Annotated in this window: 21 protein-coding genes; 13 read left to right on the forward strand and 8 right to left on the reverse strand. The window is 48.0% G+C overall.

The features are described from left to right. The first annotated feature begins 100 nt into the window (after positions 1-100). The 3 genes from WC647_08110 (at position 101) to WC647_08120 (ending at position 3,121) form a co-directional block, all read left to right on the forward strand. Positions 101-1,492 (forward strand): CoA-binding protein, encoded by a 1,392-nt coding sequence (locus WC647_08110; protein MFA6222264.1) that lies wholly within the window; start codon positions 101-103, stop codon positions 1,490-1,492. A gap of 257 nt (positions 1,493-1,749) precedes the next feature. Further along, positions 1,750-2,604, forward strand: a complete 855-nt coding sequence (locus WC647_08115; protein MFA6222265.1) for an amidohydrolase family protein — start codon at positions 1,750-1,752, stop codon at positions 2,602-2,604. A gap of 40 nt (positions 2,605-2,644) precedes the next feature. Further along, positions 2,645-3,121, forward strand: coding sequence for a hypothetical protein (locus WC647_08120; protein ID MFA6222266.1), 477 nt, complete (start codon positions 2,645-2,647; stop codon positions 3,119-3,121). Positions 3,122-3,162: 41 nt separating this feature from the next. Here WC647_08120 and WC647_08125 read toward each other — a convergent pair whose 3' ends face one another. Beyond that, positions 3,163-4,230, reverse strand: a complete 1,068-nt coding sequence (locus WC647_08125; GenBank protein MFA6222267.1) for a DUF362 domain-containing protein — start codon at positions 4,228-4,230, stop codon at positions 3,163-3,165. A gap of 446 nt (positions 4,231-4,676) precedes the next feature. Here WC647_08125 and WC647_08130 point away from each other — a divergent pair, with 446 nt between their 5' ends. The 3 genes from WC647_08130 (at position 4,677) to WC647_08140 (ending at position 7,264) form a co-directional block, all read left to right on the forward strand. Beyond that, complete coding sequence (locus WC647_08130; protein MFA6222268.1) at positions 4,677-5,507, forward strand: DUF1186 domain-containing protein; 831 nt, start codon at positions 4,677-4,679, stop codon at positions 5,505-5,507. A gap of 126 nt (positions 5,508-5,633) precedes the next feature. Beyond that, on the forward strand, positions 5,634-6,671 hold the full coding sequence (locus WC647_08135) for an HAD family hydrolase (protein MFA6222269.1): 1,038 nt from the start codon (positions 5,634-5,636) through the stop codon (positions 6,669-6,671). A gap of 101 nt (positions 6,672-6,772) precedes the next feature. After that, a complete protein-coding gene (locus WC647_08140) occupies positions 6,773-7,264 on the forward strand; it encodes a DUF1269 domain-containing protein (protein ID MFA6222270.1) in 492 nt (163 codons plus the stop codon). Between the two features lie 215 nt (positions 7,265-7,479). Here the strand turns inward: WC647_08140 and WC647_08145 are convergent, their stop codons facing one another. Beyond that, a complete protein-coding gene (locus tag WC647_08145) occupies positions 7,480-8,541 on the reverse strand; it encodes a hypothetical protein (GenBank protein ID MFA6222271.1) in 1,062 nt (353 codons plus the stop codon). A gap of 274 nt (positions 8,542-8,815) precedes the next feature. On the opposite strand from WC647_08145, the gene WC647_08150 reads away from it, so the two are divergent. Both WC647_08150 and WC647_08155 read left to right on the forward strand, forming a co-directional pair. Then, positions 8,816-9,934 (forward strand): NADH:flavin oxidoreductase, encoded by a 1,119-nt coding sequence (locus WC647_08150; protein ID MFA6222272.1) that lies wholly within the window; start codon positions 8,816-8,818, stop codon positions 9,932-9,934. Positions 9,935-9,956: 22 nt separating this feature from the next. Then, positions 9,957-12,572, forward strand: coding sequence for a sigma 54-interacting transcriptional regulator (locus tag WC647_08155; GenBank protein MFA6222273.1), 2,616 nt, complete (start codon positions 9,957-9,959; stop codon positions 12,570-12,572). A 141-nt stretch (positions 12,573-12,713) separates the two neighbouring features. On the opposite strand, the gene WC647_08160 is transcribed toward WC647_08155, so the two are convergent. Further along, positions 12,714-13,475 (reverse strand): DUF202 domain-containing protein, encoded by a 762-nt coding sequence (locus WC647_08160; protein ID MFA6222274.1) that lies wholly within the window; start codon positions 13,473-13,475, stop codon positions 12,714-12,716. A gap of 234 nt (positions 13,476-13,709) precedes the next feature. Here WC647_08160 and WC647_08165 point away from each other — a divergent pair, with 234 nt between their 5' ends. Further along, the gene (locus WC647_08165) at positions 13,710-14,297 is read left to right on the forward strand and encodes a flavodoxin family protein (protein ID MFA6222275.1); all 588 of its coding nucleotides are present in this window, start codon (positions 13,710-13,712) and stop codon (positions 14,295-14,297) included. Positions 14,298-14,391: 94 nt separating this feature from the next. Here WC647_08165 and WC647_08170 read toward each other — a convergent pair whose 3' ends face one another. Both WC647_08170 and WC647_08175 read right to left on the reverse strand, forming a co-directional pair. Further along, positions 14,392-17,496 carry a multidrug efflux RND transporter permease subunit gene (locus tag WC647_08170; protein MFA6222276.1) on the reverse strand — a complete coding sequence of 1,035 codons (3,105 nt, stop codon included), beginning with the start codon at positions 17,494-17,496 and terminating at the stop codon, positions 14,392-14,394. 15 nt (positions 17,497-17,511) lie between these two features. Beyond that, positions 17,512-18,696 carry an efflux RND transporter periplasmic adaptor subunit gene (locus WC647_08175; GenBank protein MFA6222277.1) on the reverse strand — a complete coding sequence of 395 codons (1,185 nt, stop codon included), beginning with the start codon at positions 18,694-18,696 and terminating at the stop codon, positions 17,512-17,514. A 550-nt stretch (positions 18,697-19,246) separates the two neighbouring features. Between WC647_08175 and WC647_08180 the strand changes: the two genes are divergently transcribed. Then, the gene (locus WC647_08180; protein ID MFA6222278.1) at positions 19,247-19,729 is read left to right on the forward strand and encodes a cyclic nucleotide-binding domain-containing protein; all 483 of its coding nucleotides are present in this window, start codon (positions 19,247-19,249) and stop codon (positions 19,727-19,729) included. A gap of 87 nt (positions 19,730-19,816) precedes the next feature. On the opposite strand, the gene prxU is transcribed toward WC647_08180, so the two are convergent. Continuing rightward, the gene (gene prxU / locus WC647_08185) at positions 19,817-20,536 is read right to left on the reverse strand and encodes a thioredoxin-dependent peroxiredoxin (GenBank protein MFA6222279.1); all 720 of its coding nucleotides are present in this window, start codon (positions 20,534-20,536) and stop codon (positions 19,817-19,819) included. A gap of 205 nt (positions 20,537-20,741) precedes the next feature. Then, positions 20,742-22,589, reverse strand: a complete 1,848-nt coding sequence (locus WC647_08190; protein MFA6222280.1) for an APC family permease — start codon at positions 22,587-22,589, stop codon at positions 20,742-20,744. A 384-nt stretch (positions 22,590-22,973) separates the two neighbouring features. Here WC647_08190 and WC647_08195 point away from each other — a divergent pair, with 384 nt between their 5' ends. The 3 genes from WC647_08195 (at position 22,974) to hgcB (ending at position 24,879) form a co-directional block, all read left to right on the forward strand. Next, entirely contained in the window at positions 22,974-23,372 is a 399-nt protein-coding gene (locus tag WC647_08195) for a hypothetical protein (GenBank protein ID MFA6222281.1), read from the forward strand. Between the two features lie 74 nt (positions 23,373-23,446). Continuing rightward, positions 23,447-24,511, forward strand: a complete 1,065-nt coding sequence (hgcA, locus tag WC647_08200) for a mercury methylation corrinoid protein HgcA (GenBank protein MFA6222282.1) — start codon at positions 23,447-23,449, stop codon at positions 24,509-24,511. Between the two features lie 14 nt (positions 24,512-24,525). After that, entirely contained in the window at positions 24,526-24,879 is a 354-nt protein-coding gene (gene hgcB / locus WC647_08205) for a mercury methylation ferredoxin HgcB (GenBank protein ID MFA6222283.1), read from the forward strand. A 34-nt stretch (positions 24,880-24,913) separates the two neighbouring features. Here hgcB and WC647_08210 read toward each other — a convergent pair whose 3' ends face one another. Then, positions 24,914-25,783 (reverse strand): hydroxymethylglutaryl-CoA lyase, encoded by an 870-nt coding sequence (locus tag WC647_08210; protein ID MFA6222284.1) that lies wholly within the window; start codon positions 25,781-25,783, stop codon positions 24,914-24,916. Positions 25,784-26,124: the final 341 nt, after the last annotated feature.

The raw sequence follows: 26,124 nt of genomic DNA on the forward strand, positions 1-26,124 counted from the left end.
AGCGGAATTTATGACTTGATGTTTACCATGTTCGATAGCTTGGGCATCATCGCAAATCCTTTATCTGGATTGCGCCGATCAGTCCAAAGATGAGGTTGTTATGCCAGTAGATCCTCCTGAGAAATCGCTTTTTCTCGCTCCATGTTCTGTCGTTTTTATTGGGGTTTCACGTAAGACTGGCCCGGGATCCCTCAATCCCGTAGACAACCTTAGATCGTGGGGGTACAAGGGAGAAATCCATGTTGTCCATCCTCACGCGCCCCACGTCGGAGGCGTGCGCACAGTACCGAACGTATCCTCATTGAAAAGTCCCGTAGACCTCGGTATCATCGCCGCGCCCAGGGAGACAATTCCGGGAATCGTCAGAGACTGCGCCGAAAAAGGCATCAAGGCCCTCATCGTAACGAACCAGGGTTTTGCAGAAGCTGATTCCAGGGGAGGCGAACTTCAGCGACAAATGCTGGACGCCGCCCGCTCAGGGGGAACCAGAATCCTGGGACCAAATACTCTTGGTGTCTCCAATTCGTTTGATCGGTTCACTTCTTCGTTCATGCCATTGGACCGGCAAGAAATCCCAATTGGTGTAGCATGCCAGTCGGGAGTTTTTTTTGTTGGCTCATCCCAGCTCACCGGAGGAATGGGAATGGGCGTCGACGTCGGCAATGCCTGCGATCTTGGTCTTGTAGACGCTATTGAATGGCTTGGGTTTGAACGGCGGATTAAGGCTCTCGCAATACACGCCGAGGGAATATCCGGGGGCAAACGTTTTCTGGAAATCACCAGACAGGTTTCTCTACGAATCCCCGTAATTGCGATAAAAACCGGTCGGTCTCCATTAGGAGCCTTGACGGCTGCCACCCACAGCGGTTCGATGGCCGGACACGACCGCATAGCCGGAGCCGTCATGACCAAGGCAGGCGTAATACGCGTGGAAGAAACTCAGGACATGAAGGATCTCGTAGGCGCCTTTCTGCGCTTACCGCCTATGAGGGGGCGCAAAGTGGCCGTGATCACTCTTACCGGGGCAGGTGGGATAATACTATTGGACGCCATGCACATTTCTGGACTGACGCCGGCGAACTTGGGCCAGGATTCCCTGAAAAACGTGCAAGAGCTATCCCCACCATGGATGCCCATCGGCAATCCCATGGATATCTGGCCGGCCCTGATGAAGAACGGAATGCGGAAAGTCTTCGGGATTGCCCTCAGAGGCGCTTTAAATGATCCGAACGTGGACGCGATTATTTGCCTGGCTTTGGGATTGGATAGCGAGAATCAACCATATTTCAGCGCTGTGGAAGAGATACAGAGTTTGTCGCTGGACTCGCAAAAACCGATCATTGTGTGGGTCTACGGGCCACGAGCCGAAGAGGCCCGAGCCCAACTAAATCAAAAAGGTCGGGCAATGACAGTTCCCACCCTGGAAAGAGGAGTTAAAATTCTTGCCAGGATGGCCGAATACGAGACATGGCGTCAAAATAACATGCAATAGGGGGCAATTCGGGTTCTCCAGTCGGCGCCGCCCATCTTGGCCCCAGGTATACCAAGGCTAGGCCATTGTGATATTGGCCTTGTGCAGACTTTTGCCCTCCAGACTCCAAAAACAAATTCTGAAAGACTCTTCCGATAAATACCTGTTGCATATAATCGAGCTGAAGTAGTTTTATAATCTTTGCTTCTTCAGGTCTTAGCTCCAGAGGCCCATACAGGTTTACTTTGTTTAACGCCCTTGATTTGTAGAGTTTCACAATGATTGTCGATAGTCACTGTCATATTTTCACAGAGCGCATTGTCAGCAATACGACCCAAAAAGCCGCGATGCTAAAGGAATTGAAGCTCAATACCTGTGGAGCCGTGGAAAGATTGAGGCCTGAGTTGCTGCAAGAGTCTCTGGAGAGAAACGGAATTGAGAAGTGCTGGCTACTGCCGACGGCGGCGCCGGAAAAGGTTGTAGCCGAAAATGACAAGTTCATCAAAATAACCTCAAAGTTCTCGCGTTTGTTTACTCTTGCGACTCTGCACCCGATCATGCCGGGTCTTGTCAATGAGATTCACCGCATGTTCGATTCCGGAATTACAGGATTCAAATTTTCCAGTTTTTCTCAACGTTTTGATCTATTGTCTCCGGAATCGGGCGAAATGCTGACTGAGATTTCACGAATCGGAAATTCCCGGAACATTAGGCCTATAGTTGTGTTCGACACTTTTATGCGAGCCGATATTTATTTTGGAGCGAAATTCGAGCATCTTGCCAGGCCTTCAAAATTGTATCTGATTGCCCGAAGGTATCAGGGAATTGATTTCGTCTGCGCTCACATGGGAGGCTTGCTTGGTGATTTCGATGAAATTAGAGATGTGTTGCGCCCCCTTGATAATCTCTATCTGGATACGTCAAACGCGGCCCACACGCTTTCGGAAGAGGAATTTGTGGAGTTGTTGAAGATTCATGGGGCTTCCCATGTACTATTCGGGACCGATTGGCCCTGGTTCCTGCATGAGGAAGAACTGGCCAACATCGTGTCGTTGATGGCGAAGGCGGGCTTTAGCGCCGTCGAGCAGGCCAAAGTTCTGGGCGAAAACGCCAGGGAGCTTTTTGGCTTGTGAAAAGCGTACTGAATAACTGACTTAATGGCAGGAGGAAAAGTTGGAATACACCGTAGGTCTTGGCAGGGGATGGAAGCGGGACGAGCATGGGCTGGCGGGAAAAGGTAGCATATCTATGGACGGAGACACGGTAAATTTGTCCGGCAAACAGCAGACGGCGCTATTGTTTAAGGTCCTCCTGTGGTCGCTCACTGCGATGATGGTGGCCAATATCTCGGTAGTAGTATACGCCAACCTTTTTTCAGTCGGAGAACACCAGCGTTCAGGACTGATAGCAATGCTTATTGTGGGACTGGGATTAACTGTCACAGTAGCTACGCTACTTACAAGATATTTTGGTTCGTCTCCCTATTCCTTAAAATTTAAAAGAAACAATGTTCTCTCAGTTACACGGGCTGGGAATTTTATTACAATCAAGGCGTCGACTCAGGGGAATTCAATCACTTTCAAAGCTTTCTCGGAGCAGGATGCGCAGGATATCGAAAACGAAATAAAGAACATTACAAAAATATGCTGAACATCGCTCTCCGATTTGTGAGAAAACGCCTTGATTGAATTCTATTGCAGAGCGATAGCCTGTTCAGGGCAGATTTCTTGACAACAAAAGCAGGTTATACATTTGTCTGGATCCACCTCTGGAACCGCATCGCCCATAGACAGGGCCGAGACAGGACATTGATCAACACACGTCCCGCAGCCTGAGCATAAATCCGGGTCAGCCTTGGGTCTCACAGTTGTTCTGCTGTTCATCATAGCCTGTATCGCTTCGTTCTTGAAAATTGCTTCTCCTCCAAGGGGCGGAAGCTTGAAATCGGGTATCAGTCTGAGTTCTCCAATTACCTCAATATTTTTTAGATCATAGTCTCCAAGACCGAGATCTTTGGCCTTTTGAAGAAAGAGTAGGCGACCCGGATCACATCCCATCATTGTGGATATTACAGCGTCAAGAGCGACTGCGTTGTCAGAAGCCAGTACCAGGCCGATATCTCTGAGATCCGTACATGCCGGACCATTCCCTTCCATGCCCACCACTGCGTCAACGATGAAGAAATCAGGAGGCCGGAGCCGAAAAACGTCTACGATCAGTTCATGGAATCGTTGAGGATTACCTGCCGCCTTGTGCAACATGGCTTTCTGGGCTCCAGGTAGATAACCGTAACTGTTTTTTATCGCTCCAGTCATTACTGTCAGCCCGTGAGTCTTGAATTTGGGCAGACTTATAATGATATCAGCTTCCATCACGGCTCTGGAAACGCTCACCGAAGACATGAATTCGGGATTGAAATCCATCTTGACGGAATCATTTCCGATATTTTGATAGTGGCCCTTGGCGGCTTCCATGAGTCCGGCTTTTTCAAAGCTTTCCTCATTCGCTCCGTAGCTGACGAGGCCGGGGTTATCCCCGACGACTATCGAAGCCGGGTTCAATGTCTCAAGCTTATCGACTACCGCTCTGAGCACTGCCGGATTTGTCACTATTCCTTCTGTGGCTTCCGACGAGCGAAGCACGTTGGGTTTAACAAGGACCTTTTTTCCCGAGACGTTTATGGAAAACAGCTCGAAAGCCTTATCTACAGCCCGTCTCACATTCTGATACGAAGCAGGCTCAATCATAACTCTTGACATTTTATCTTCCTCTATGAGGGTGTATTTATACCCTTCATTGTCCAATGCGTAAATATATTCTATAAAAAGAATTAATGGCTATTGGGTCTTGCGTCAAGGTCGCGCCAAAAAGTTCGAAATCCGCCTCAAAATTTAGTGACAGTTAGCTTGCAAAACTGTTAAATGTAGCCTCTATCGAGTATTTTGTTATTTTCTCCATAAAAAACGATTATTTCCATAAGCAAGGCACGAAAAGCCCGGCCTCATGAAATCAATTGACGGTTACTCCTTTGACTTCAGGAACATAGGCTACACCGAAAGTTGAGGTAATGGACTAGCGTGAATAGAAGACTACATGATCAGTTAAAACTCTGAGGTAAAATCATTGCGGGTCGACATAAACAAGGTTTCTTCCAAGCACTCCAGCTCAGCGCCATTGAGGGTATCACTTGGAGACAAGGGGCTTTATGGAAATAAGAGAAATTTTGCACGCATTGGAACGGAATCGAGGATTTTTCCCTCGAAACGCCCTTGAGATGGCAATACAACAACGTGAACGGATTTCCCCTTATCTGCTGAACATCATAATTGAGTCTACCGAAAAAGCCGATCTCCTCGTTCACGATGTGTCCTATATGGCGCACATTTACGCAATGTTTCTTCTGGCTCAATTTCGAGAAAAGAGGGCTTATCCGCTCATAGTGAATTTCTTCTCTCTTCCAGGTGAAGTCTCTCTCGACCTAACGGACGATATAGTAACTGAAGACCTTGAAAACATTCTCGCATCGGTCGCTTGCCGCGACGATAACCTTATCAGAAGTTTAATTGAGAACGATGAAGTCAACGAGTACGTCCGGGGGTCGGGCGTGGGAAGCCTTGTGACTATGATGGCCGTTGATGAACTACCCAGGGACATCGTGGTAGATTATTTCAAGAGCCTTTTTCGTGGAAAGCTCACACGAGAGCCCTCCCATGTCTGGGATAGTTTGATATTGTACTCTGAGGAAATTTACCCCGAAGAACTTTATGGCGATATTCAAGAGAGTTACGAGGATGGACTCCCTGACCCTCTCTTTATGGATCTGTCTGACATCGACAGGGCGATATATAGGGGAAAACAAGACACTCTGAGCCACCTGAGAGAAAACTCCTCTCATCATCTCTTTACTGACATTGTCGGAGAAATCGAATCTTGGGAATGTTTCCAGGCTCAGGACATGATACCTAAGATCGGGAGGAATGATCCGTGTCCTTGCGGAAGTGGGAAGAAATTCAAGAAATGCTGTGGAAATTTTTGACCGTTATTGGATGGCCGTAAAGTAACGTTGTTTCGATTATTAAAGATGTTATATCCGACCTGAAATCGATTTTAATGGGCGGAACGGAGAGTCTATTATAGTATGGACCTTACTGAGGAGATGGTTATGAAAAAGCTAGCGACTTTCTTTCGATTGAGTATGGCCGTTGCTGTTACGCTTGCGGTGATCTTCGTTTCTGTCGTTGGGGCGCAGTCGCAGACCGACCCGCTCCCTTCCTGGAACGACGGAGCTGCTAAAAACGCTATCATTCATTTCGTCCAGACCACTACCGACAAATCCAGCCCAAATTTTGTGCCGCCCGAGGATAGGCTCGCCACTTTTGATCAGGATGGCACCACGTGGGTCGAGCATCCTATCTACACTCAGGTGATGTTTGCCTTCGATCGTGTTGTGGAAATGGCTCCGAAACGTCCGGAATGGAAAACTAAGCGGCCTTTCAATTCCTTGATCTCAGGAGACCAGGCAGCGATTGAGAAATTTACATCGAAGGATCTGGAACAGATTTTTTTAGCGACGCAAACCGGAATGAGCACAGACGCATTCCAGGAGATAGCCAGAGAGTGGATCGCAAAGGCAAAGAACCTGCGGTGGAAACGGCCTTACACCGAGCTGATTTACCAGCCGATGCTGGAGGTAATGCGCTATCTTCGAGACAACGGCTACAAGACATACATCGTCACGGGTGGAGGGCAGGATTTTGTCCGATCGTACGCTGAACGGGTTTATGGCATCCCTCCCGAGCAGATAATTGGCTCTGCCCTTGAAACACAGTTTACTTACGCTAAGGATGGCAAGGCTATCCTGATGAGGCCCCCTAAGGTGTTATTGAATGACAACTTCTCGGGAAAACCAGAGGACATTTACCTTTTTACGGGTAGAAGACCCAGGGCGGCTTTTGGAAACTCTACCGGGGATCGGCAAATGCTTGAGTATGCGCAGGGTAGCGCTGGGGCGGCGCTGATGATGCTGACGCTTCATGACGATGCGGACCGGGAATACGCTTATGGTCCGGCGACAGGTCTGCCGCCTACCAAGGTAGGAACATTCACCCAGGCCCTGTATGACGAAGCAAAGGCTAAAGGCTGGTTTGTTATCAGTATGAAGAAAGATTGGAAGGTCATCTTTCCGTTTGATAAAAAGTGAACAAGCCCTGGATGGGCGACAGGAAAACACAAGCAGCAGGAGAATCGAACAGTGATTATATTTAATTGATGAGTATCAATTGGTTTTAAAGGGAGAAATTCATGAGCACTTTGGTGGTTATTGGTTACGATGACAAGTTCAAGGCGGAAGATGTTCGTCTTATGCTTCTCAAGATGCAGAAAGACTACCTGATTGACCTTGAGGACGCTGTCGTAGCTGTCAAGGATGAAAGCGGCAAGGTTAACCTACATCAGATGTATCATATGACCGCGGCGGGCGCTGTAAGTGGTGGATTTTGGGGAACTCTGATAGGTCTCATTTTTCTTAATCCACTCCTGGGATTGGCCGTCGGCGCTTCAGCGGGCGCTGTTTCCGGAGCCCTTACGGATGTGGGCCTCGATGACAAATTCATGAAGAGCCTGGCGGAAACCCTTAATAACGGCAGTTCGGTGCTATTCGTTCTGGTTAGAAAGGCTACACCGGACAAGGTGCTGGAAGAACTTGAAGGAACAGGCGGGAAGATTATAAAGACATCATTATCCCACGAGGATGAGTCTAAACTACAGGCGGCTCTGAACGCAGCCAAGAGCTAACAAGGGACGGCAGTCAGGGCAAGTGTGTAATTTGCGCTGACTGTCAATCCATTCCTGAATTATTTAAATCAACGACCATAGGCTGAATTAAATTTAGAGGTTTTGCCTGAGCGCTTCATCGGTGAAGGCAAATGACCGACTATTTTGTTCATTAAGACCATCCATGATGTTCTCGTTTGCTATCCCGGTATTAGGGTGTTCATTCTCGAATAGGCCTAGAAGGTGTACCCGATTTTCCCCCCAAAGATCCAGTTTCTCCTGTCAAGATATATATCAACCGGTGTGTTTAGCCCTCCCACATTAGCTCCGAGGCTGCGCTCCGAGTGAACTGCCGTGAACCGGACAAATCCTCCCATGCTCCACAAATCTCTCCGCATGGAATATTCGCTAAAACCCTCAAAGAAATACCCGCAACTGAACAAACCCTTTGAAGAGATGGATGTCGGGACTTGGTTGAGATTAATGGTCTCCGTATATGAGAAGTCCCCTGGTAGGATTGGGCTCCCATAAGCCGCTACCTTTATCGCGCTCCTGCAATCGGGCTTGTTCTCAATCAGGATGCCTGAATATGGGATGTAGGCGTTTGTGGTAAGCGTTGCGGAATCAGCGTTTGGATTGACAAAACCGGACTGGTTGGTCGGGTTGTTGAAATTTGAACCGAAGTAGGTCCATCGAAATCCCATGATCCCACTCACCGACGGAACAAATTGATAGGTCCCCGCGGCGTTTACTTCCCACCATTTAAGGTCCGGATTCCACTGTCTGGCGGCTGAGGCAGCGTTGGCAAGGGAATACGATTGAACTGAAGTAGGTTGAAGCGAGAACAGGTGCGCTCCAGTCAGAATCAAGCCCATGTTTTCGTTGATGCTCATAGGCACAGCCAGTTCGAGCCATACCCCTTGAAGATCGAAGTCGTTGCGAGTGAATGTTGTCGAACCGGCCGTCGCAGGGCCGTTGTTCTGAATTTGCAGTTCCGCCCCATGCTCCTTGTACAAATATCCAACGTAAACTGATGGCTCTGAATTCACGGACTTGCAATTCTGGGGGACACACGGGAATTGTGGCTGACCGGGCGGCGGCATAAAATTGTTCGCTGAAATTGGCGGCGCAACGTGGCGAGTAACCGGCGACCTATTTGTGGAAGGCCGTGCTTGAATCCTTGGGAAATTAGCGGACGTGTCTTGCGCCGCCCATTGGTTGTCTTGAGCCATGGCGCATGTCAATGAGAGGCAAATGAGTGATAGGATGACTACCCGAAAGATTGGCGTTACCGTCATGTTGTTTTACCTTCTGTATATTAATAATCCTTTAATTATAAAGCTATAAATAAACTATATTAAGTATAACATAATAATATTGATTCAATCAATTAAAATAAATGCTCATAACTATCTATATACTGGTCATGTTTTCACTCTCAGTTGACTCTGCCGACTTCATGAGTTTATCCTCTGAAATATAATTGGCTCTTGTCTAAGCTCCAGTTTGTCGGCCGACTTTAACTTTACGTTTTAGCTCCAGAAAGGCTCCAATAATCGTAGGAGATGACTCATGCCTCAACTCTTCGAAAAAACTTTTATCCGTAACCTGGAGATCAGCAACCGAACGATTCGAAGCGCGACCTGGTCCGCAGTATGCGACAGGAAAGGCTTTATCACCGATAGGGCGATACAATTTTACGGAGACCTGGCGGCTGGCGGAGTAGGTCTAATAATCACAGGCTTTCAATATGTCATGTCGAATTCAATCGCTATGCCCTACCAGATGGGGAATTACTGCGATGAAATGATAGCGGGTCTCTCACGCCTAGCCGACGCCATCCATTCGAACGGTGGTAAGGTCATTGCGCAGTTGGTTCACACTGGTAGCAAGGCTAATCCGGAATTGTTTCATGACGAGGGTGAAGTCTGGGGCCCATCGTCGGTTCCTGAGACGGTAACCGGCAGGGTCCCAAAAGAAATGACCGCACAGGATATAGCGACTTTAGTTGAAGCCTTTGGCAGAGCGGCGCAAAGGGTTAGAAAGGCTAACTTCGATGGAATCCAACTTCATGGGGCGCATGGTTATGGAATCAACCAGTTCCTCTCAGGTTTCACCAACCGGCGTAATGATGAATATGGCGGCGCTATATCCAGTCGTTACCGTTTTTTGGGCGAAGTTCTGGAATCTGTAAGGGGAGCGGTTGGCACCGACTACCCTGTATTTATCAAATTGAGTGGCGCCGACTATTATGAAGGTGGTCTAGTCCCGGAAGAATCTCTTTATGTCGCCGGTCGCCTTGTTAATGATGGAATAGACTGCATCGAGGTGAGCGGAGGGAGTCGGGGGATAGAAAGCGGACTGGTCCCATCGAGACCAAACATCCTTAAAGAGGAGGACGAGGCCTATTTGTCGGGTTTGGCGCGACGCTTCAAGGAAACGGTCAATGTACCTGTCGTGACAGTCGGGGGGATACGTTCTCCGAGCGTCGTTTCAAGAATATTGTCTGAAAGGTTGGCCGATTATGTGGCTCTGTGCCGGCCGTTGATTCGGGAACCGCGCCTTATCGAACGCTGGGAAAATGGGGACTTGAAAAAGGCCACATGTGTTTCGTGCAATGGGTGCTTTGAGACGGGACTTTCAGGCTTTGGGGTTTGCTGTAAACTGGATATGAAACCGGATCCAACATGATTTGGTTGTAAAGGGTGGTAAATTGCCGCACCGGATGTCACATTCTGAAATACGATCTATAGACGCTTCAAATATTCCGGATCTCTTTAAGCCTCTTTTGAACGAGATGGTCTCTTTGCGTGAATTCGCCGCCGGAGACACGATTACTGAGGCGGATGAAGGAGCCGATAGAATATTGCTCCTGGTTTCCGGGAAAGCGGAAGTGATCGCCGGATATAGCTCAACCCAGGAAGTGATGCTGGAGAGCCTTGAACCTGGAGAAGTATTTGGAGACCTTTCGTTCCTTACGGGGCGTTCATATCCTTCGGACGCTTCACTCAAAGCATTGGAACCTTCCAAGGTACTGGAAGTATCGATTGATAGTTTTCAACGTATTCTTAGAGAAAACCCCGAGTTCACCGTAGCGCTTCTGAAATCGTTAGGAAAAAAAATGGTGCGGGTGGGGCGGAGCGACTTCGTCACGCCCGCCAAAACGGGCGAAGATGAATCAAAAGCTTTGTGCGCATATCCTGCCCATCCAGGTCTCTCCGAAACCGTTCAAGCTCAATTTTGCTCTCTCGCGGAGTCTGACGATTCAGTCGTGATTGTAGGAGAGAATGGGGTTGGAAAGGAAATATTGGCGTACGCCATTTTTGACGCAGCCGCGACTCATAAAGAGGTTTTTGTGCCTTTAGACGCTGCAAAGGCCGGAGCGGAGTCTTTTCTCTCAGAACCATCAAGAGACAAAGACCAGCGTTATAGAACCTCTTCGATGGATCAGATGAGATTTCTTTTCGGCGCCGAGCTAAAAGACGAGCAAGGTTCAAAAAGGATTGTTCCAGGTTTCTTGGAGTTTGCTCGCGATGGCTCATTATTTATTCGGGGAATTCATCGCTTTACCGCTCTTGCTCAACAAAAACTTCTCGACGCTTTGAAAACGGGACATTATTGCCCGCTCAACAGCCAGAGACTCGTTGCAGTAAACTTTCGTCTTGTTTGCACTACTCTCCTGGATCCCAAACATTGCGATCCGGAGCGCCATCCGCTGCTTCATGATCTGCGGGATTATTCATTGATTATCCCTCCCTTGCGACAAAGAAGAGCCTTTATTCCGGCGCTGGCAGTTCATTATCTGGAACACTACGCTAGTGAGATGAAGAAAAAGGCTCCTGAACTTGATGAATTAACTTTGAGAGCCATGCTCGATTATTCCTGGCCAGGCAACGATCTTGAACTTGCCAACGCTATGAGGAGAGCGGTTCTAATTTCTCCAGGAGGGGTAGTTAGGAGACAGGATTTAACCCTTGAGAGCAGGAGGGCTGACTCAAAGGCCCGATACAATTTGTTGAAATTGGCTCCCATTCGGCAGGCTTTCTTGAGCCCTCTGTATCCCGCATTGCTGCAAAGCGCAGTCGTGCCGATTTTCCTTGCAATAGTCCTAATGCTGTTCTTTGGCCCCCCTGATCCTTCCAAAAATTTGGCCTCGGTAGTAATGTGGGCGCTCGCCTGGCCCGGCCTGATCATCAGCGCTTTTTTCGGCGCCCGGGTTTCTTGCAGTGTGTGCCCCATTGGAGCATTGAGCAAGTTGGCCAAACGAATAGCGGCTCTCGAAATTCCATTTCCTGAGACCTTGAAGATGCGAAGTGACTTCCTGATAGCGGGCGGAATCCTTTTCATCATCTGGATTGAATGCGCTACCGACATACGAAGTTCTCCTTTCAACCTGGGTTTACTGCTTTTGACCATGTTTATTTTAGCCTTTGTTCTGAATACGGTGTGGTCGAGACAGGCGTGGTGTCGTTACCTTTGCCCCCTTGGCGGCATGACAGGACTCCTGGCGCGGACCTCCATCCTGGAACTCAGAGCTGACCATGAAACATGCCTGTCCAGTTGCAACTCTCAGGAGTGTTATTTCGGTTCCAGGAACGTTGAAGGGTGTCCGTTCGGACAGGTAGTAGCGACTTTGCATAGCAATCAGTTTTGTAAAATCTGCGGGAATTGCGCAAAAACTTGCCCGCATGGGGCAATAAAGCTGAATCTGAGAATTCCTGGATATGAGCTTGGTGAAGTTCGTTACGTGAGGGCCGGCACTGGATTCCTGGTGTTAGGTTTGATAGGTGGACTGATGAGCGATATTTTGACCCGGACTCCTTGGTTCAACACCATCGTCGGATGGATACCAGGACCGTTCATGGCAAAATTCACCTTTGTATTTTTCGGTTTTATCGTTCTGGTAAACCTGATCTCCATGGCCGGCGTTTTCTTTTCTCACAGATTTTTCAGAGAGAGATTTTGGGAGAATTACTCGAGATTCGCTCTGGCTCTGTTGCCGCTTACCTGTATGGGATTTCTAGCTTTCCACCTGCACTACCTGGTAACCCTGGTCCCGCAGATGTTTGCCCTTATCAGTCATTATTTCGGGGCTCAGTCTGTTGGAGAAATTGCGCAGGGGAAGACAACCGGAGAGGTAATCTTTCTCATTCAGGTCTTGATGATCGGCGCCGGGCTATTGTGGACGATGGTAACAATGTATCGTCTTGGTCGCTCCGGTCGCGGAGGCAAGTATTCAATGATAATGGGGATTATGCCTCATGCGCTCATCTCGATGCTCGTCGCAGGGGCATTCGTTGCAATTATCAAATCAGCGTTCCCCTTGTAGATTACCGATTCGCATGTTTTTGGACATTTGAATGAGGCTTACTCCATTCCGTAGACTCTGCCGTAGTTTTGCGTGATACATCTTGCTCTCTAGCTTTCTAATATGATGGTGACCAAGGAGCAAAAGTATCATGATTGGTGACTAAGAATTTGAAGGTTGCGATTGAGCCGCGGATATCAGATCTGAGAGCTTTTTCACAAAAACACGTTCATAGTTTCTTGTGATGACGTAGTTCTTAATTCCGAACACTGTGCTCGCCGCGCCAAAGACAACCAGAGATCCATCCAGAATGGTCCACAATCCAAAGCCGAAATAACGCATAAGGCCTAATCCCAGGGCTATAAAGGCCAGACCAGTCCTGATGAAAGCAAGCTCCGTTCGTCCTTTAGCTAGGACAGAGCGGTAGGTGGACAACACCGTCCGATTGCTCGCAAGTTCGTTACGCTGTCCAGCAAGGGTGGTTCGCGTTTCTGACAAACTGGTGCGTTTTGAGGCCAAATCGGTTCTTGTGTTGGCAAAGGATGTCCTGTCCTTGGCGTAACCGGTTCTGTATTCCGACAGTTCGGTTCTTTTTTCGGCAAGCTCCGTGCTCCTTGCGCTGAACTTGGTCTGCTGTCTCGCAAGGTCAGTACGTTCTTCAGATAACTCTGTACGCAAATCAGCGCTCACGGTTCTTTTTTCAGCTAGTTCGGCGCTTTTGGCCACAAATTTTGTCTGTTGTCTTGCCAGGTCGGTGCGTTCTTCGGACAAACCTGTACGTAAATCAGCGCTTGCAGTGCGTCTGGCCGCCAGACTGTTTGTCTGCCCCATCATATTGATCAAGCTCTCGGTGAGACGGTTTTCTTCTTCAGCCAATTCTATCAGGACGTTCATGACCTGTTGTTCATCGACTTTTTTCGACATATGTCACTCTCCTCAATGGCGAACATCAACCAGAGTTTTTTGCAAGTCCGGTTCAATGCGAATATTATACAATCATGTCTTTGGAGTTAACAGGGAGTTGAATTAGGTAGACAGGGTTTGAAATCCCAGGCCCGATGAATAAACTATTAAGGATGGGGTTGAGTGATGCGCTATTTTTACGAATAGCCGAGGCTCATCCAAATATTTTATAGGAAATTAACAAGGAGCCACCGAATGAAAATCGTCGCCGTTTTGGGTAGTCCAAGATCGAAGAGCAACAGCAGCGGACTGGCCCTCAAAATCCTCGAAAAAGCCAAAGAACTTGGGGCGGAAACTCAGGAATTTGTTCTGAACAAACTTCAGTACAAGGGTTGTCAGGCCTGTGAAACATGCAAGACCAAGCTTGACCACTGTGTGATGAAGGATGACCTGACGCAAGCGCTCGATGCTATTCATCAGGCGGACGCGGTTATACTAACCAGTCCAAACTATTTTGGTGAGGTTTCCGGTCAGTTTAAATCATTTTTCGACAGGACATATTCGTTTCTGAACCCGGATTTCACTAGCCGTCTGGCGCCTGGAAAATCATCAGTACTAATTTTTGCCCAAGGCCAGACCAACCTGAACTTATACGCTGATGTGTATCCACGTTATGAAATGTGGCTGAAGCGGTACGGATTCGCCAACAACTATTCGTTGCGAATGAACGGGCCAAGACCCGCCGGATCGTTCTCGGAGCGGCAGGATTTAATCACCGAAGCTGAAGCAATCGCCAAAAAACTTGTTGAACCGGCTACCAAAGCTTCATCGGACAAGTGGTAAACTTTCCCTCACGGGGTAGTGTGTAGAGGGCAGGGGGGATGTCCGAAACGGCTGATATGGTCATCCTGACGTCCTGCCCTAAACTGAAGTCATTTTATTTTGCCTGAAATCTCTTGAATTTCTGCATCGCCACATACAACGCAGGGGTGAAAAACACCCCCAGCATGGTGACGCCAAGCATTCCAGCGCATACGGCCGTTCCCAGCGCTTGTCGACTCGCTGCGCCTGCGCCCTGAGCGATCACCAGCGGTGAGACTCCCACGATAAACGCGAAAGACGTCATCAGGATGGCCCTGAAGCGCAATCTAGCTCCTTCGACAGCGGCTTCAATAGCAATCATTCCGCCGGCTTGTTTCTCCCTTGCAAACTCGACCACCAGAATAGCATTTTTTGCAGACAGCCCGACAAGCAGCACCAACCCCACCTGCGTGTACAGATTGTTGTCCATCCCGCGAACTATAAGACCTGTTACAGCTCCTAGAACCGCCAGTGGGACCACGGCTACGACCGCTATAGGATCGATCCAGCTTTCATATTGCGCAGCCAGTATGAGGACCACTATAAAAATAGCCAGGCCAAACACTGTAAAAATCTGCCCGCCCACTTTCTGTTCCTGGTAAGCCATTCCGGTCCATTCGTATTCGGCTCCTGGAGGAAGATTCTCTTCAGCGAGGTTTTCCATAGATTTGAGAGCCTGGCCAGAACTCGCCCCTTCCGCAGGTTCACCTAATATTCGCACCGCAGGAAACATATTGTATCGGTCTATACGAAGTGGTCCGAGAGAATACTGAATCTTGGCAAGAGTGCCGATAGGAACCATCTGGCCTTCAAGGTTTCTTACCTGAAGACGGGCAATGTCTTCCGGGCTGGAGCGATATTCTGCCGCAGCCTGGACCATAACCTGCCACGTCCGTCCAAATTCGTTAAAATCATTAACATAAGTCGATCCCATGAATGCCTGTAACGTGTCAAAGACAGATTGCAAAGGTACGTGAAGGCTCATGGCTTTCACTCGATCAACATCCACAAAAATCGCAGGCACCCCGGACCTAAATGTTGTATTTACAGATCTGACGTCTGCATTCTGTTGGGCCTCTTTAACTATCTGACCGGCTGATTGACCCAAGGCCTGAAGACCGACGCCTGCTCGGTCTTCAATCCACATTTCAAATCCGCCACTTTGACCTAGACCTGAAATCGGTGGTCTCGAAAAAGCAAAAACAATTGCCTCCTGAATCTCGGAAAACCGCTGGGATAACACGTTCATGATGGACTGTTTGGTCAAACCCTTCTTGAGTCGCTCATCCCAGGGAGCAAGCGCCACAAATCCGCTTCCAAGTGTTGGCCCGGTTCCATCCAAAATGGATGATCCAGGAAGAACCGAATAGCATGCGACACCGTCAGTGGTTTTAATAATCTCCATCACCTTTTTCATAACGGCGTCGGTCCGCTGCAGTGAAGCCCCATCCGGCAGTTGAGCGTTGAGCATTATGAGACCATCATCTTCCGGAGGGAGGAACCCGGTGGGGACTCTGGTAAAGCCATAATAAGTCAATCCCAGGGCAGCTATCCAGCAAAGAATCATCACAGGAATATGTCTGACGAGAAAACTCACTATGGTTGTGTAAATCGCCGTAAGCTTTGCGAAGCCCGCCTCGAACCCCCTGAAAAAAAAGTTTTTCTTTTTTTCCTCCGGGGGTCTTAGCCATAAAGAACACTGCACGGGTTTTAGGGTCAGGGCGTTGACTGCGCTAAGCAAAGTCGTGACTGCAATTGTGAGAGAGAACTGTCTGTAAAGTTGGCCTGAAATCCCACTCAAGAACGAAGCGGGAACAAAAACAGCCATCAAGACAAGAGTGATCCCGATAATTGCCCCTGTAATTTCATCCATGGCCCTTATCGAAGCGTCTTTTGGGGAAAGACCATGCTGGATAATGTTCCTGTCAACGTTCTCCACAACTACAATAGCGTCGTCCACAACGATCCCGATAGCGAGAACCAGTCCAAACATGGTCAACATGTTAATGGAAAAACCCATAACGTACATCAGAGCGAAAGCGCCTATAATAGAAACAGGGATGGTTGTCGCAGGGACTAGTGTGGCTCTCCAATCCTGGAGAAATATGAAAACTACGATGAAGACCAGAATAAAAGCTTCAACAAGCGTAATAACGACTTCCTTGATCGAAGCTCGAACAAACTCAGATGTTTCATAAACAACTTTATAGTCAACTCCTTGAGGGAAACTCTTTTTCATTCCGTCCATGGCATGGCGCACTTCGTCAGCCACATCGAGGGCGTTGGATCCTGGTGTCTGGTAAACAACCATCGTCACGGAAGGCATACCGTTGTAATAGGACAGGGTGTCATAACTTTTTGCGCCCAGTTCGACTCGCCCTATGTCATGAACATGAACAAGACTTCCACCTTGTCCGGTTTTTACGATTATGTCTCCAAACTGCTCCGGGTCGGTTAATCTGCCGAGAGTATTGACCTGAAGGTCCATAACCTGGCCTTGAGGCGCCGGCTGCTGACCGACTCGTCCGGCCGCTACCTGAACATTTTGGCTTTTTAGAGCGGTTACTACATCGTTAGTGGTCAGGTTGTTATACTCGAGCTTGTTTGGGTCCAACCAGACCCTCATGCTGTAGTCTTTGGCGGGAAAAATACTTAGATCCCCAACACCGTGCAATCGGTTGAGTTGGTCCTTTATCGTCGTAGTCACGTAATTTGTCAGAAAAAGATCGTTATGTGACGCGTCAGGAGAATACAGGCTTAGCACGGTGACGAAGGAAGTGGACGCTTTTTTGGTGTTGACTCCTTGTCGCTGAACCTCCGGTGGGAGAGTGGCCATTGCCCATGCGACCCTGTTCTGCACCAATACGGTCGCCATATCGATGTTAGTGCCTAGCTCAAATGTTATCTTGAGGGTATAGGAACCATCAATCCCGCATGTACTGGACATATAGATCATGTTTTCGACGCCGTTGACCTGTTGTTCAATTGGAGCGGCGACAGTGTCCGCCACTACTTTCGGACTTGCTCCGGGATAGGACGCTGTTACCTGAACCATAGGAGGCGTAATTTCCGGAAATTGGGCGATTGGCAGAGAAAAAATACACACCGCCCCGGCCACCATGATTAGTATTGAGACGACGGAGGCGAAAACCGGTCGATTTATAAAAAAGCGACTGAGCATAATAACCTTCTCCGTTTATTTCTTTTCGGAATTTTCTTTTTGTTGACCGGTATTTTCGCCAGTGGGCGCGGATGTGGAAATCGGATTGACAGGCGAGCCAGGTCTGGCCCTTTGTAATCCCGATATTATGACTCTGTCATCAGGGAGAAGTCCCTCATCGATTACTCTCATTCCATTGGGCTCTTCCTGTCCCATCTTTATTCTTTTTTGTCTGACTACGTTTTGACTATCGACCACTAGAAGATATCTTCCGCCCTGATCGAATTGAATAGCGGCTTCCGGAACGATCAGAGCTTGGAATTTTTTGAGTGGGACGCGAACTTTGGCGAACATTCCAGGCAAAAGTAAACCATCTGGATTAGGGAAGATGGCCCGAAATTGAATAGTTCCTGTAGAGGGATTTATCATTGTGTCAGTAAAATCAAGGCGCCCCTCGTGTGGGAAACCCTCTTCGTCCGCTAACTCCAGGAGGACGGGGATCTTTACAACCGTAAGTGGCTCAGGGTTTCTGGGGAGCGGATACATGCGCTTGAGAAACAAGAGATCCAGTTCGCTGACGTTAAAGTAGCAGTAAATAGATTCATCGTTCACAACTGTGGTTAAGAGCGTTTTTTCAGTGGCTCCGACCAGATTGCCAATATCAACATAGTTTCGGCTGACTCTCCCATCGATAGGTGACGTGACTTGAGTAAATTCCAGGTTGAGCCTCGCCTGATCAAGATTGGCCGCTGATAGGTCGACATCGGCTTTTGAAACGTCACTTTTCGCTGTGGCCTGTTGAAGTTTCAGCCAGCTTATAGCCTCCTTTGACTCGAGAGATTTAGCGATTTCTTCATCAGTCTTAGCAAGTTTTAAGGAGGCTTTCTTGGCTTCAAGCTGAGCTTTCGCTTCGCTAACGGCGGCCTGATATTGACGCGGATCGATAACAAAGAGGAGATCCCCTGCCTTTACTTTCTGTTTGGGCTCGAAATTGATTTTTTCCAGAAAACCGGCGACTCTGGCCCTAATATCAACATATTCCAGGGCTGCAGTTGTTCCTGTATAATCGAGACGCTTCTGAGCTTCAGTCTGGATAGGAACGCTTACCGTTACTGTAGGAATCCTGACTGCCTTTTTCTCCGTCTCTTTTTGACAGCCAAGAACAGCAATGACCAGTAAAGCTATCAATAAGGTTACCGACAGCCTGTACAGTGAGCCCATAATCTACTCCTCGTCGAATACGATGACACGGCCTAGCGTAATTTGCCGAACTGAATAACGATCTACTACTGGATAAGTGTCGATTGATCTAACACATAACGAAGAATACCAAAATTCATAACTCAACTGTGAAAACTTTTCTGACGGGAATCAGGGTAGACTATAAATTCAGTGAAAATCTAACACGAATATTCCCGCAAACACGTTTGGTAAATTTAGCGTGTAGAAACCGGAACCTGAATCGTCGGGTAATGTCTACCAAAGTAAGGTACCTTGATGTATTCATCGTAATTTGAGAAAACCTGCATCGAGGGGTATAAAATATTTTCAATCGTGTTTCTAGCGCCCTTGATAAGGCTTTCTGGAGAAAGGAGGTAATGCTAAACAGCTAGCACAGGCGCTCTGGTGTGGTAGCACGTTAATTTCTTGTTGACGCGCGGCCGTGATCTGACGTGTACAACCCTTTTCTGACGAGCTTATGATTAACTCTTCGTCTGTGAGGCAAGCATGGACGTGAGTTCCCACTGTCCTCTAAAAGAAAGGAGATGTCATGATCATTCAAAGAGCCGAACTTTTTAGTGATCTAAGCATGGAAGCGATCAATGAGATCAAAACATCCATGGTCGAAGAGTCCCACAATAAAGGAACCATACTTTTCAGACAGGATGATCCCGCTGATTACTTTTTTACTCTCATGGAAGGCAGAGTAGAACTCGTTGTGGGAAAGCAGGGGGAAATAGACTATACGGTGAGCCTACCAGGCGAAATATTCGGGCTGTCGAGCATGGTCGACCGTGATTGTTACACAGCGGACGCCAAGTGTACAGCGCCGACAAAAGTAGCGAAGATAAAAAAAGATAAGCTTGATCGAATACTCGAAAAATATCCTCGCGATGCTACACTATTCTATAAGCATCTCTCAACCGCCATAATGAGCAGGCTCCTGGACAATTACAATGCGTTTCTATCTCAAGGGACCCTTCAGGGGGTTTCCTACGGGACTGGTCAGGTGGCAGGCGACAGTGAGGAATAGCGTTACATCAAAGAATTCATGCGGGAAAGGCCCCGAGAACATATTTCCGGGGCCTTTCCCGGATTCAGGCAATTGCTTCGGATCTATTTAGAAAGCCATTTCAGGCTTCCAAACTTTCCAGACGTTTCCGACCAGGTCCGAACCAGGCTTCAGAGTAGGCTTACCAGGGGTCCAACCGGACGGTGTGGCCTCACCAGTTTTTCGCACATGTTGAAACGCTTGGACCTGTCGAATTAGTTCGGAGACATTCCGTCCAACAGATGGCGTCAGGACTTCCATTCCCTGAATGACTCCATCAGGATCAATTATGAAACGTCCACGAATGTCCACTCCGGCGTCATCCTCATAAACGCCGTATATTTTGCCGATTTTTCCTCCGGCGTCTGAGAGAAGAGCGAATGGCACGCCGCCGGGAACCATTTTCGAAAGCTCATTTTCCTGCCACATCTTGTGCGAAAAACGGCTGTCGGTGCTCAGCGCCAACACATCTACGCCCATTTTCTGAAGTTCGGGGTATTTTACTGCGACCGCAGTTAGTTCGGTAGGTCAAACAAAGGTAAAATCACCTGGATAGAAGCATAGCGCAACCCAGCGGCCTTTGTAATCGGATAGCTTGATATTCTTAAATTTGCCGTTTTGAAATGCGTTAGCCTCGAAATCGGGAGCGGGTTTTCCAACTCTGGCCTGCGTCATGGCGCCGGAAACAGGGGGATTGATTTGAGCGGATCCCTGTTGAGGCGCTGATGTCGAAGCTATCGGCCCTTTGGCGGTGGCGACGCATGATTCCATATCCTCATTTTTTTTCATTTCAGAACCCGCTGGGTTCTTCCCTCCCTCCGGCGCTCCGCCAGTTGTAGAGGCCGGTGGACTCGCTGCCATGCAGGTCATGGATGTAAAAATTACCAAGACTAACACCTGAAAACATCTTAGAATCATGGTGACCCTCCTTCCTTTCAATAGTTTGAGGACAACATTCACGTCATGGAGACGCTCTAATCCGAAGCTGAGATCATTAAAGACGCGGATTAAAAGTTCTGCCAGGATAATTTATATTGAAGTTAAAACTTCTAAACTTACGTGGCAACCTCATTATGTTGAAGACCATGACTCCAATCGACATTCTGTCAATCCACGAGGACATGGGCCATCCAAAATGCACATTTACGTCGCGATCATGCAACTCGTATTCGACTACCTTCAACAAGGCAATGATGTGCTGGTATACACTACGTCTGACAACCACCATGCGAAAATGATTCGTCGCCAATCGGGCCGGCGTTCCATGCCGGGGATTGTAAAAAGTTACATATACCTCGTTTTGCTGGGGTTCTGAAATCGCCTCTTCTCTTGGGCGTCGAAAATAAATATTTAATTCTTTTTCCGGTGAATCAGCCAAATGCAAAATCAAATCCATGTGGCTGTCAGTGGCCGCTATAGACCTAATCTCCGGCCCTTTCTTTTTTGCGACCATCAAACCGCCAATCAGCACCAGGATGGTAATAGTCGCCCATAGTCCGGTTCCGTGAGGCTTCATCCATGCCAGGAACACAAAGCAACTTACAAAGATCAGAAACATTACCAGCGTCACCATTCTGTTAGTGCTAAACTGGATGACCTCCTTGGTACCCATAAAGTAGCGATAGATGATCAAGGATCCCATGTTGATGCAGAAACTCGCGACAAGTCCTATGGCATACATGTCAGCGAGTATCATCTGGCTGCCTTGAGTTATGATTATAATCGAGGTGAAGAAAACAGCGTTGGTCAGGTGCACCCTGTATAACGAAGCCCTCTGGTTGGTTGCGATGAACCATTTGAAGCCATATCGGGAGGAGACGGCTTCAAGCAACTCGCTTGAGGCTACAAACGCGGTGTTAACAGCCATGATCAAGGTCATACTAGCCAGGATAGCCATGGCTACCCCGAACCATACACCGTTAACCATCGTGGCGTAATGGGTGATAAGATCACCCTCATGTTTTGCAAAGTCGATAGGAGCCGATAGGGCAAGCGCCGCGACAAGCGGTGTAATCAGACCGACTGTCAACGCCAGGAAGATGTAGGATTTCCCAATTTCCCGCCACGATTTTACCAGGCCGGCTGTCTGAAGAACTGATTCGACACCGGAATAGGCAAGAACGCAACTGGCCACCGAGGCTATAAAAATACCGTAATCCCTTGTCCAGGAGCCTGACTCGAATTTGGAAGAAACATGATCCACAGAATTTTTCAGCCGGGCAATGGATTCACCATCCAAGGACACAATTCCGCCGACTATTAAATTAAAGAAAACCAGGCCAGCCAAAATAAATATACAGAAGGTAAATCTGGCGTTTTCTTTTATCCCGAGGATATTTAGGCCGGCTACAGCCCATACGATGGTGATGGAAATCGCCATCTTTCCGATATGAGGGACCATGAAAAAAGAAGTAGCGTTTTCCACTGCGCTGACTGCGGAAAGGCAAGCAGTCAATATGTAATCGACCATTATTGAGGATACAGCGATAAAGGAAACCGTAGGACCGAGCACCAGATATGAAAAAGAATAGACACCGCCACCAAATATCTTGTGGTGTTCAAGGATCTCCGCGATCTCAACAAGCCTGGTGGTCATGTAATGAATAAATCCGGCTGTGAACGCTATGAAGACGATTGCGCTCGGACCTATGAATCGGTGGGCTTCAGCAGGCGCATAGAAAACTGAGGTCAGCTCGTCCATCAAGGTTATGACGGCTACTGCCAACCATGTGAGCCATATACGTCCATCCCTGTAATAGGAAAGGCCGTCCTTCCTGAAAAGCAGGTATAGAAATAACCCCAGAAGGCCGGCATTCGCCAAAAGTAGAACGTACATCTTCATCTGGAATTCCAACCTGGACGAGGGTTAGTCATGACTTTCAGGGAAGTAAAATGATAATTGAGATAGGCGTTCAGATATAGCTGATGAGAAGCCATTGGGTCCCATTAATAATACGAGGTCCAAAACTCACAAATTTGAGTCAAATGAAATATTTGCCATATATATATCGTCAGGAGCGAAGTTACAAACCAAATTTTGCACTGTGCGCCGTAATTGAAAGTAATGGTTTATAATTGACTGCGGCTCCATTCGTGGCTGTATCATGAATCCTGAAAACTTCGGTCTCGTCGACATTGGAGTCTGAAATCCGTTATGGTAATCTATAAGAGGGACCAGACATTTTCCAAGACGTTGACGTCAACTCTTTGATAGAAGGAGACGGTAATGGATTTCAGACGAGTAAACATCCTGTTATTAGCCATTTCCGCCACCCTGATTGTTCTTGGCTCCCACGGATACGCTCAGACTGTTGGACCTCACCCCAAGCAACAGGCAGAAGTCCTCAAGCTCCTCAAGTCCCTCGAAAACAATCAGTACGCCGCGTTCATCGAAGACGGGTCCGACTATTTCAGGTCCAGGATCTCAGAGCAACATTTTAACAACGTATCTCAAAGAGTTGCTCAACAACTCAAGAATGGATATGATTTAATATACTTGACAGAGTTCAAGCAAGCCGGGCTCGTTGGAACCTTATGGAAGATCGAGTTCAGAGACGGGTCTGATGACGCCCTGGCGAAAATATTTCTCGAAGACGGCAAAGTTGCAGGATTTTGGTTTCAATAATGTCTGAATTGGCCTCAAAGAATCAAAACAAATACACATCAAAAAGTTGTTGAGGTTCAACCGATGGGACTCAGTTGAGCCCCCCTGATTTCAACCAACCTTTCGTAGTTGGACGAATTCAGACTCCTGTAGGGCCTGTTCCTCAAGTGTCGGCGAACCTGCGCTTCGGTGATCACCAGGGAACTGTCAAAGCCCGTTTCGGTATCGGACGAATGAGCTATAAAGCCGATCCTGGTCTTTATGCCCTTGGAGCCCCCGATGGTCTTTCCCCCGTACTGGTAACCTCGAATTACAAACTGACATTTGATTCGTTGAGATCTGCTCTGCCGGGAAGAAACCTATGGATATTGGTGGTGGATACCGACGGCGTAAATGTTTGGTGCTCTGCGGGGAAAGGTTCTTTTTCGGCTGAAGAGGTTGCTTTTCGAATCGATCTGGGCGGCCTGAACAGGATCGTGAATCACAGACGTGTCATTCTGCCTCAACTATCGGCGCCTGGAGTAGCGTCCCATACGCTAAAAAAGCTGTCCGGCTTCCGGGCTGTTTTCGGTCCGGTGCAGGCTGCCGATATTCCAAAATTTCTTGATTCAGGGTTTAAAGCTACTGCAGAGATGCGCAAGAAGGATTTCCCGCTGTGGGAAAGGATTGAACTGATTCCTATCGAGCTGCTTTCGGGCGTCAAGTTAGGCTTTGCGCTTATTCTCCTCTTTTTGCTGGCTTCCGGTTTTAGTGGAAGTGGCCCGTTTTTTAGCAATATTCTAACCCAATGGTCATTTGTGACTTCTATCATCCTATGCGCAATTCTGGCAGGGAACATCATTACTCCTGCGCTGTTGCCGTGGGTACCGGCCAAGTCTTTTTCCTTAAAAGGCGTATTAGTTGGGATCATGGTGCTTGCGGTTTTTTCTTTTTCGATTCGAGGTCGCTACAGCTCTTTTACAACCTTTCTAGCGGACATGGGGCCATGGTTCCTGATAGCGCCATCCTTATCAGCCTATTTTGCCATGAATTTCACCGGGTGCTCCACCTTCACCTCTCTTTCCGGCGTGAAAAGGGAAATGAAGTTTGCGGCTCCAGCTATGGCGGGAGCTTTTGCGATCGGATCCATCGCATGGTTTATTATACCTTTTGTTCAATGAAGGACTGAAAATTCATGTTCGGGTTCACCTATCTCAGTAATGTAGTCACATTGGAGTACGATCCGGAAAATTGCACTGGCTGCGGTGTTTGTGTCGAAGTATGTCCGCAGGGTGTGCTGGCCCGGAAAAACGGGAAGATCATGGTAACAAATCGCGACGCCTGCATGGAATGCGGAGCGTGCCGAAAAAATTGTATTTACGGAGCTATTTCCGTTCGATCAGGTGTAGGTTGCGCGACAGCGGTGATCAACTCGGCTTTGGGCCGAAAGAGTTCCTCTTGCTGTTGTGTAATTGAAGAAGATGAAGACGACGGTTGTAAACCGAAAACCGGACTTAACGTTGGTCCCCACAAATCCTCGTGTTGTTGATCTCTACCTTGCTGTTCTATTTTTGACCTTTTGATTAACTTGAACCTTTGAGGTCCGTTAGAATTGACGCCGCGGTCTCAAGTCTCTCAAGATTTACCCCAGTTTTAAAACCGAGCGCTTCCACTAGTCTGACTAGTTTTTCCGTAGCAACGTTGCCTGCCGCTCCAGGGATGAATGGACATCCGCCCAATCCTCTTAAAGACGCGTCAAACCTGCGAATTCCTGAATCCAGACCGGCTTGAATATTCGAAAGTCCATGCCCGTGGGTGTCGTGGAGATGAAGAGATATTATGTCCGGCGCCACGATGACAGATACTTTGTCTATCAAGGATATGACAGAGTTAGGAATTCCCATACCGGTTGTGTCCGCCAGCCCGATCGCCGATGCGCCGGAACCGGCAAGAATCTTAACCATCTCGCAGACACGGTCTTCTGATATCGGACCTTCAAAAAAACATCCCAATGCGCACATAACTCCGGCGGTTACGCTAACGCCCGACGAAACGGCCCGATTAATGATCGCAACGGCTTCTTTCAATGCCCGCTCCGTTCCAACGCGCGAATTTCTTTGACTATGGGTTTCTGAAGCCGACACATAGATTTCAATGAGCCGGACCCCAAGGCCTAAAGCAGTCTCCAGACCTCTTTCATTCAAGACCAGCACGGAGTACTGGACGTCCTTGCATTCGTGGTCCAGTCCCTTCCACACCAGGTCCGAATCAGCCATCTGAGGAACCACTTTTGGGTTGACGAATGCGCCGATCTGTATTCGACACAGCCCGGCCCCAACAAGTGACTGAATCAGCTCAATTCTCTGATGAACCGGCAGGATGGCGCTTTGGTTTTGCAAACCGTCACGAGGGGAAACTTCCTCGATGAATACAAAAGAGTTGTCTTCAGTCATGGATGTAGGGCCTTTCTGGTTTTGGCGACTGCCCAGACCATTAGCAAACTTTGCTGTTAACATTTGCTACGGAAAAGCGATCAGCGCATCCAAATCTAACATAAATCAGGCTATTTTCTAATAATGCGGCTTTAACATACGGGAGGATGTAACAGTTTGAAATAATATGCTTTGTATTTAGCTCTATACTATGGTCTAAACACTGTGTTGGAACTCCATGATCCTTCGCGAAAAAAAGTAAAAAACCTCGTTGTTCTTGATAAATCAAGATGATAGTATTCTTTTATCACAGAGAAACCATCACCAACGAGGTTAATTAATTATGTCACAAGGTCTTTTAG

The sequence above is a fragment of the Desulfomonilaceae bacterium genome (assembly GCA_041662605.1).
Classification (GTDB): domain Bacteria; phylum Desulfobacterota; class Desulfomonilia; order Desulfomonilales; family Desulfomonilaceae; genus CAJBEZ01.

What these genes read in the sequence shown, in the direction of transcription:
- WC647_08125 (MFA6222267.1), bottom strand. Translation starts at nt 4,230, where the DNA reads ATGTCAAGAGTTATGATTGAGCCTGCTTCGTATCAGAATGTGAGACGG.
- hgcB (MFA6222283.1), top strand. Translation starts at nt 24,526, where the DNA reads ATGTTCGGGTTCACCTATCTCAGTAATGTAGTCACATTGGAGTACGAT.
- WC647_08160 (MFA6222274.1), bottom strand. Translation starts at nt 13,475, where the DNA reads ATGTCGAAAAAAGTCGATGAACAACAGGTCATGAACGTCCTGATAGAA.
- WC647_08165 (MFA6222275.1), top strand. Translation starts at nt 13,710, where the DNA reads ATGAAAATCGTCGCCGTTTTGGGTAGTCCAAGATCGAAGAGCAACAGC.
- WC647_08195 (MFA6222281.1), top strand. Translation starts at nt 22,974, where the DNA reads ATGGATTTCAGACGAGTAAACATCCTGTTATTAGCCATTTCCGCCACC.
- WC647_08210 (MFA6222284.1), bottom strand. Translation starts at nt 25,783, where the DNA reads ATGACTGAAGACAACTCTTTTGTATTCATCGAGGAAGTTTCCCCTCGT.
- WC647_08190 (MFA6222280.1), bottom strand. Translation starts at nt 22,589, where the DNA reads ATGAAGATGTACGTTCTACTTTTGGCGAATGCCGGCCTTCTGGGGTTA.
- WC647_08175 (MFA6222277.1), bottom strand. Translation starts at nt 18,696, where the DNA reads ATGGGCTCACTGTACAGGCTGTCGGTAACCTTATTGATAGCTTTACTG.
- WC647_08180 (MFA6222278.1), top strand. Translation starts at nt 19,247, where the DNA reads ATGATCATTCAAAGAGCCGAACTTTTTAGTGATCTAAGCATGGAAGCG.
- WC647_08140 (MFA6222270.1), top strand. Translation starts at nt 6,773, where the DNA reads ATGAGCACTTTGGTGGTTATTGGTTACGATGACAAGTTCAAGGCGGAA.
- WC647_08170 (MFA6222276.1), bottom strand. Translation starts at nt 17,496, where the DNA reads ATGCTCAGTCGCTTTTTTATAAATCGACCGGTTTTCGCCTCCGTCGTC.
- WC647_08110 (MFA6222264.1), top strand. Translation starts at nt 101, where the DNA reads ATGCCAGTAGATCCTCCTGAGAAATCGCTTTTTCTCGCTCCATGTTCT.
- WC647_08115 (MFA6222265.1), top strand. Translation starts at nt 1,750, where the DNA reads ATGATTGTCGATAGTCACTGTCATATTTTCACAGAGCGCATTGTCAGC.
- WC647_08135 (MFA6222269.1), top strand. Translation starts at nt 5,634, where the DNA reads ATGAAAAAGCTAGCGACTTTCTTTCGATTGAGTATGGCCGTTGCTGTT.
- WC647_08130 (MFA6222268.1), top strand. Translation starts at nt 4,677, where the DNA reads ATGGAAATAAGAGAAATTTTGCACGCATTGGAACGGAATCGAGGATTT.
- WC647_08145 (MFA6222271.1), bottom strand. Translation starts at nt 8,541, where the DNA reads ATGACGGTAACGCCAATCTTTCGGGTAGTCATCCTATCACTCATTTGC.
- WC647_08150 (MFA6222272.1), top strand. Translation starts at nt 8,816, where the DNA reads ATGCCTCAACTCTTCGAAAAAACTTTTATCCGTAACCTGGAGATCAGC.